Genomic DNA, 6,033 nt, shown 5'->3' on the forward strand with positions numbered 1-6,033 from the left:
CTGTCATCTCGTTGCCGCGCTCTCCGCAGCCGATGTAGACGATGACGTCGACGTCGGCCCACTTGGCGAGCGACTGCTGCGTGACCGTCTTTCCGGTCCCGAACCCGCCCGGGATGATGGCGTTGCCGCCGAGCGCGATCGGGAAGAACGTGTCGAGGATCCGCATGCCGGTCGTGAAGGGCGTGGTCGGGTCGAGCTTGCGCTTGTAGGGCCTGCCTTGGCGGACCGGCCACCACTGCGACATCTTCACCTCGCCGCCGCCGTCCAGGGTCAGCAGCGTCGTGTCGACGTTGTAGTCCCCCTCGGCGACGACCTTGACGACCGTGCCGGACAACCCCGGCGGCACCATGATGCGGTGCTCGATCGTCTCGCTCTCCTGCGTGGTCGCCACGATGTCGCCCGGGCCGACCTGCGCGCCCGCCTCGACCTTCGGCACCACGTGCCAGAGGCGCTCGCGGTCGAGCGCCGAGGCGACGGTACCGCGCTCGATGTAGTCGCCCGACTGCTGGGCGACGACCGGCAGCGGCCGCTGCACGCCGTCGTAGATCGACGAGAGCAGCCCCGGCCCGAGCTCGACCATAAGGGGGTTCTCGGTCGACTCGACGGCGTCGCCGACCATCAGGCCGGATGTGTCCTCGTAGACCTGGATGGTCGCGAGGTCGCCTTCGAGCCGGATGACCTCACCCATGAGGCCCTGTGCGCCCACGCGGACGACGTCGTACATCTTGGAGCCGGTCATGCCCTCTGCGGTGACGACCGGTCCCGTGATCCTGGAGATGGTTCCTGCGATCATCAGCCCCGCCTCAGTGTGATGTCGAACCCGATGGCTCGTCGGATGAGTCTGGACAGGTACGCCCGGTGGTCCTCGCCGGTCTCAAGGGTCTCCTTGATCGGCAGCGAGACGACGATTGGACGGTAGATGGAGTCGATCTTCTTCTGGGTGCGCTCGTCGATGACCGCCATCATCTTCTCGTTGACGGCGATGATGCCCGAGGCCTCGTCGTCGATGAGCGCGTTGAGCTTGTGACGCGCATCGTCGTCACCCTCGGCGACCTGGACGTCCACGCCGGCGAGCCTGAAGCCGTCGGCGTTGTCGGAGTCGGTGAGCACGACGAGCTTATACAAGGATGAGTTCCTTCCTCATCCGGCTCTCCGGCATCCCGATCGCCTTGCCCTTCACGACGATGCGGAGGTTCGTGACCTCGTTGAGCTTCGCCCACAGGTACGAGACCACGACGCCTACGCCGAGCGGGTCGCCGATCCCGCTCGCGACCGCGCGCCTCGTGAGCAGCGTCTCGAGTGAACGTTCGAAGACGGCCAGCGAGTTCTCCTCGAGGTAGGCGATCGCCGAATCCTCCAGGGTCTTGCCGTACGGCGTGCCCTTGACGCGGTCGAGCAGCTCGTCGACGTCAGACGTCTTCGCCAGCTGCTCGAACAGGTCGCGGTGGATGGACCAGCCGCCCTCGAGGAAGAACGTCATCGGGTCAACACCCTCGAGATCGGCCTTGACGAGCCGGAGCACCGTGATGAGGTTGACGGTGTCGACCTGCATGCCGAGGATGCGCCGCGCCAGCGCGGCGTTCTCTCCCCGCTTCCGGAGCCGCTCCGAGGCCCATCGCGCGTAGTGGCCGTCGAGCTCGAGCTCGAGCTCCGGCAGGTCACCGCTCCTCGCGAACGCGATGTAGCCCGCGCGCAGCGCCGGAGCGTACTCGAGCCCCCAGGTCGCGGCGGTGTCGGCGACCGCACGGATGTCCTCGACCGCCGCGAGCGCATCCAGCTCGACTGCGTTCAGCGCTCCCACCGGGAGCAGGCCGTCGTGGATCTCGCCGACGGTCAAGTGGACGTGCTTGCCGCGGACGATCGACTTGAGGTTGAACAGGTCCCAGCGGCCGAGCAGCGTCGTGACGAGGAAGAACGCGTCCTCGTTCAGCAGCCTGAGCACCTTGCGGTACGTGCGCACGAGGTTGAGCTTGAGCGCCTCGTCGACCTGCGCGGCCGTACGGCCATGGATGAGCGTCTGCTCCAGGTCGGGGTTGTACTCGGTCTGCACGAGCTCGTGGATGACGCCCGACAGGTCGGCCGCTCCCATGAGGCGCTCCAAGTACGCGGCATCGAACAGCCGCGACTTCATCCCGCGCACGCGAGCGTTGCAGTACCCGTAGTCCTTGCCCGCCGGCCGACGGCTCTCCGCTGTCGAGACGGGCGTCATGACAGCAGGATCCCCGCGATCCCGGCCTGAGCGCGCACGCGCGCCTTGTCCAACCGGTCCTCGAGCGTGTTACGGCGTGCGATGCGGCCGCCGTCGGTGAGCACGACCAGTCCGCCGGCGGAGTTGAGCTCGCTCCTGACCGGCGCGCTGACACCCATCTCCGACAGGACCGAGGCCGCGATCTTCTCGTCGGCGGGGTCCACGAGCACCTCCGCATCCGCGGCGACGCCCTCGAGGGCCTCGGCCGCGAGCGCCCTGAAGAGCGCCTCGTAGCCGGCGGTGCCGCGAAGGGTACCCAGTTGCCCGAGCGCGGCGGCGAAGACCGCCTGGACGGCATCCTCCTTGACGGAGGCGACTTCCTTCTTGCCTTCGAGCCGCACCGTGTTCATCTGCTGCGCGGTCGCCGACCTGACGCTGCGCTCCGCCAGCTCGATCCGCTTGGCGCGGATCGCGTCGGCCTCGCGAGCCGCCTCCTTCGCTATGGAGTCGGCCTGATCACGCGCGGCCTCCACGATGTCGGCGCACTCCGCCTCGCCCTGTTCCTCCAACGCCTTGAAGATGTCATCAAGTGCCATGTCCGGTTCCTCCGTCGCGGCTTCGCCCCGTGGGGCAAAGCCGTCAAGCGTCTGCTATCCGCTGATCATGATCGCCGACACGAAACCGAGCAGGACGATGACCTCCGGGAGTGCCTGCAGGGTGATGATCCAGATCGACACCTCAGGGCGCTCCGCGAGCGTGCCGGCGCCTGCCGAGCCGATCTTGGCCTGGGCATAGCCGGCGCCGATCGCCGACAGACCCATCGCGAGGCCGGCCGCAAGGGCCTTGCCCACGGTCGCCTGCCACGCGACGTCGCCCCCGGCTGCCGCTCCCTCGGCGGCGGCCTCCTCCGCGATGGCCATGGCGGGCACGAGGAACGCCATGAGAGTCGCGCTGCCGAACAGGACGGTCTTGAGCCTCTTGCTGAACATCATGCGCTTCCTTCACCTCCGGTCTTCTGGAACGGGCTGTACTTCTGCTTGCCGGTCTCATAGAACTTCCCGAAGAACTCGAGGAAGTTGAGACGGACCGCATGGATGGAGGGGCTGAACGCCGCGATGATGAAGTTCAGCCCGTGCAGGAACAGCGCGATGATCGCGCCGAGGAAGAAGTTGCCGGTCTTCTCGATGATGCCGTTGACCGCGTCGGCGAAGATCGCGCCCGCGAGCCCGACGGCCATGATCCTGATGTAGCTCGCCACGTTCGAGAACTGCAGGATCGACTCGACGCCTCCGAGGATCTTGCCTCCCTTGATGGCGAAGAAGAAGCCGGCGAGCATGAGCAGGGCGGCGACGCCCTGCACCGCGAACCCGAGCGTCTCGCCGAGCACCTCGCCGGCCATCGGAAGGCTCGCGAAGATGATGAGCGGCAGCCCAAGGAGCACCCCGAGCATGCCGCCCTTCTCGTAGACGTGACTCATGTGCTTGGTGCGGATGCCGTTCACGATCCCCAGGATCAGCCCGAACATGACCTGCACGAAGCCCACGGCTATCGCGATGTACATGAAGTTGGTGACGAGCGCGACGCGGTGGAAGGTGGGGATCAGTCCGAACCACTTGGTGGGCTCGCCCGCGATCCAGCCCATCTTGGCCGGCACGTTGCCGAAGAGCTCACCGTAGATGATGCCGAACGCCACGACGGCGGTGGCCGCCGGCCCGAGGATGGCCGTCGCGAGCTGCATCGCCGGCTTCTCGTGGTACTTGATGCGCAGCCAGATGATGATCCCGAGCATCACGAGTCCGTAGCCGACGTCGCCCACGATCATCCCGAAGAACAGCGGGTAGAACAGGAAGAGGAACCAGGTCGGATCCACCGTCCCGTACTTCGGCATGCCGTACTGGGCGAGCAGGAACTCGAACGGCTTGACGACCTCCGGGTTCTTCAGGGCGACCGGGGTGTCGGAGTACTCGTGCTCGTCGATCTCCTGCTGCTCGATGATGATCTCGCCGCCCCAGCGCGACGCAAGGTCCTTGCGGAGTTGCGCGACGTCGCCGGCGGGCACCCAGCCGTTGATCACGAACGCGTATTCCGTGCGCCCGAACTGCGGGATCGCGGCGATCTCGTCGGTCTTGTCGATGAGCACATCCCGGATCACCGAGAGGCGCAGGTACCACTTGCCCGACATCTCGTCGAGGTCCTTCGTGATGCCCGACAGCTCCGTCGGCAGGTTCTTGCGGCGCTCCCGGATCGCGTCGTACGCCGCGTCGAACGGCATGTCCTCGAACTCGGAGGGCAGCCGGATCTGGTTGACGTTCTCCATCGCCAGGAACTTGTGGACCGCCTCACCGTGGGCCTTCGGGAAGACCACGATCGCCGCCGTGGTGTCCTCGTCGACGTCGGTCGAGACGATCTCGCACTGGTTCTTGGTGAGCTTGCCGAGCTCCTCCTTGAGGCTCTCGAGCGCGCCCTTGTACCTGCGCTCGACGAGCAGCGCGACCGAATCGAACGCCCCGGTCGACACGATCTGCTTCGCGAGCGGCTGGATCTTCTGAAGGATCGGCTCGTACCGGGCGAGCAGCGCCAGTTCGGACTCGATGGAGGTGTGTGCGGTCGCGAGGCCGGAGGTGCGCTCCTCGACCTCCTCGATGACGAGGGCGACCTCTTCCTCCATCTGCGCGCCGTCCAAGTGCCACATGCGGTCGTACTCGCGCTTGCGCGCGGCGGAGTCGAGGCCGCCGGTCGGCGCGTTGAGCGCCTTGAGGATCGCGCGGACGCGGATGAGCATCTCCTCCATCCGCTCGCGGTCCTTCTCCTGGCGCGCGTAGACCTCCATCTGGTCGAGCGGCAGCTCCCCGGTCTGGATCTTCCGGGAGAGGTCCTCGATGTGGAGGCGGCCACCCTCGTGGAGCATGCTCAGGACATCGAAGAAGAGGTTCTTCGGCCCGATGATCTCCACCTTGGCCATCGGAACGAGCATCGGCTACACCCCCTTGCGCAGACCGGGACTCACCGGCCGACCCCTACCGCTTCCCCGCGACGACGTCGACGAGGTATTCGACGGCTTCCTTCTGGCGCGACGCGACGGACTCGCGGAGCGCGCGCACTTCCTCCTCGGACGCGGTACGGATGGATACGGCCTCGGCCTCGGCGGCATCGCGCGCCTTCGCCTCGCTCTTGGCCGCGAGCCCCTCCGCCTCGTCCTCCGCCTTCACGATCGTCTCGGCGGCCTGCCGCCGCGCGGTGGCGACGATCTCCTCCGCCTCGCGCTTGGCGGCGAGCACGCGGCCCGCGATCTCCATCTCCTTCTCTCGGATGAGATGAAGCGGCGAGTTGGCGTCCTTGGACACCGTCTCCTGGTGGAACTTCACCTCGGCGAGTTCCTGATCGTCCACCCGACGACCCCCTTTGCACGACACGGCACCGGCGACCGCTCGGGCCGCCAGCGCCCCCAACACCGGCGTTGTTCCCCTTCCGGCCCCCGATTCCTGCAAGAACCTGCGCGAAGTTCGCACGCGGGGTGACCCGTTCGGACTACCGGCGCTCCAGCCGCATCGAGAACGCGCACGCCATCTCGTAGTTGATGGTCTCCGCCAGCTCCGCGACCTCGTCCATCGTGATCGACTCGCCGCCCTGCGCCCCCACGAGAACGGCCTCGTCGCCACGCTTGACCTCGACGCCCCTCGGCACCTCGACCATGAGCTGGTCCATGCAGACGCGGCCGACCTGGGGGCACGAGACGCCCCCGATCAGCACGCGCATCCGGTTCGACAGCAGGCGGTGGACGCCGTCCGCGTACCCGAGCGGCAGCGTCGCGATCGTGACGGGCGAGGCGGCGCGGTAGGTCAGCC

General features: G+C 67.2%; 8 protein-coding genes. All 8 read right to left on the reverse strand.

What is annotated here, in order from left to right:
• The coding region (locus tag FDZ70_05535) for a V-type ATP synthase subunit A (protein ID TLM77439.1) at positions 1-793 on the reverse strand (793 nt) is incomplete at its 3' end.
• Complete coding sequence (locus tag FDZ70_05540) at positions 793-1,125, reverse strand: V-type ATP synthase subunit F (GenBank protein TLM77440.1); 333 nt, start codon at positions 1,123-1,125, stop codon at positions 793-795. The genes FDZ70_05540 and FDZ70_05535, both read right to left, overlap by 1 nt.
• A complete protein-coding gene (locus FDZ70_05545; GenBank protein TLM77441.1) occupies positions 1,118-2,209 on the reverse strand; it encodes a hypothetical protein in 1,092 nt (363 codons plus the stop codon). Before FDZ70_05545 ends, FDZ70_05540 begins: the two co-directional genes overlap by 8 nt.
• A complete protein-coding gene (locus tag FDZ70_05550) occupies positions 2,206-2,784 on the reverse strand; it encodes a hypothetical protein (protein ID TLM77442.1) in 579 nt (192 codons plus the stop codon). The genes FDZ70_05545 and FDZ70_05550 overlap by 4 nt, the downstream gene beginning before the upstream one ends.
• A 54-nt stretch (positions 2,785-2,838) precedes the next feature.
• Positions 2,839-3,108, reverse strand: coding sequence for an ATPase (locus FDZ70_05555; protein ID TLM77446.1), 270 nt, complete (start codon positions 3,106-3,108; stop codon positions 2,839-2,841).
• A 68-nt stretch (positions 3,109-3,176) separates the two neighbouring features.
• Positions 3,177-5,162: a hypothetical protein gene (locus FDZ70_05560; protein TLM77443.1), complete on the reverse strand. Its 1,986-nt coding sequence runs from the start codon at positions 5,160-5,162 to the stop codon at positions 3,177-3,179.
• A 43-nt stretch (positions 5,163-5,205) separates the two neighbouring features.
• On the reverse strand, positions 5,206-5,577 hold the full coding sequence (locus tag FDZ70_05565) for a hypothetical protein (GenBank protein TLM77444.1): 372 nt from the start codon (positions 5,575-5,577) through the stop codon (positions 5,206-5,208).
• 139 nt (positions 5,578-5,716) lie between these two features.
• The coding region (locus FDZ70_05570; GenBank protein ID TLM77445.1) for an alanine racemase at positions 5,717-6,033 on the reverse strand (317 nt) is incomplete at its 5' end.

The organism is Actinomycetota bacterium (genome assembly GCA_005774595.1).
In the GTDB taxonomy this organism is placed as follows: Bacteria; Actinomycetota; Coriobacteriia; order Anaerosomatales; family D1FN1-002; genus D1FN1-002.

What these genes read in the sequence shown, in the direction of transcription:
- FDZ70_05545 (TLM77441.1), bottom strand. Translation starts at nt 2,209, where the DNA reads ATGACGCCCGTCTCGACAGCGGAGAGCCGTCGGCCGGCGGGCAAGGAC.
- FDZ70_05550 (TLM77442.1), bottom strand. Translation starts at nt 2,784, where the DNA reads ATGGCACTTGATGACATCTTCAAGGCGTTGGAGGAACAGGGCGAGGCG.
- FDZ70_05560 (TLM77443.1), bottom strand. Translation starts at nt 5,162, where the DNA reads ATGCTCGTTCCGATGGCCAAGGTGGAGATCATCGGGCCGAAGAACCTC.
- FDZ70_05555 (TLM77446.1), bottom strand. Translation starts at nt 3,108, where the DNA reads ATGGCCATCGCGGAGGAGGCCGCCGCCGAGGGAGCGGCAGCCGGGGGC.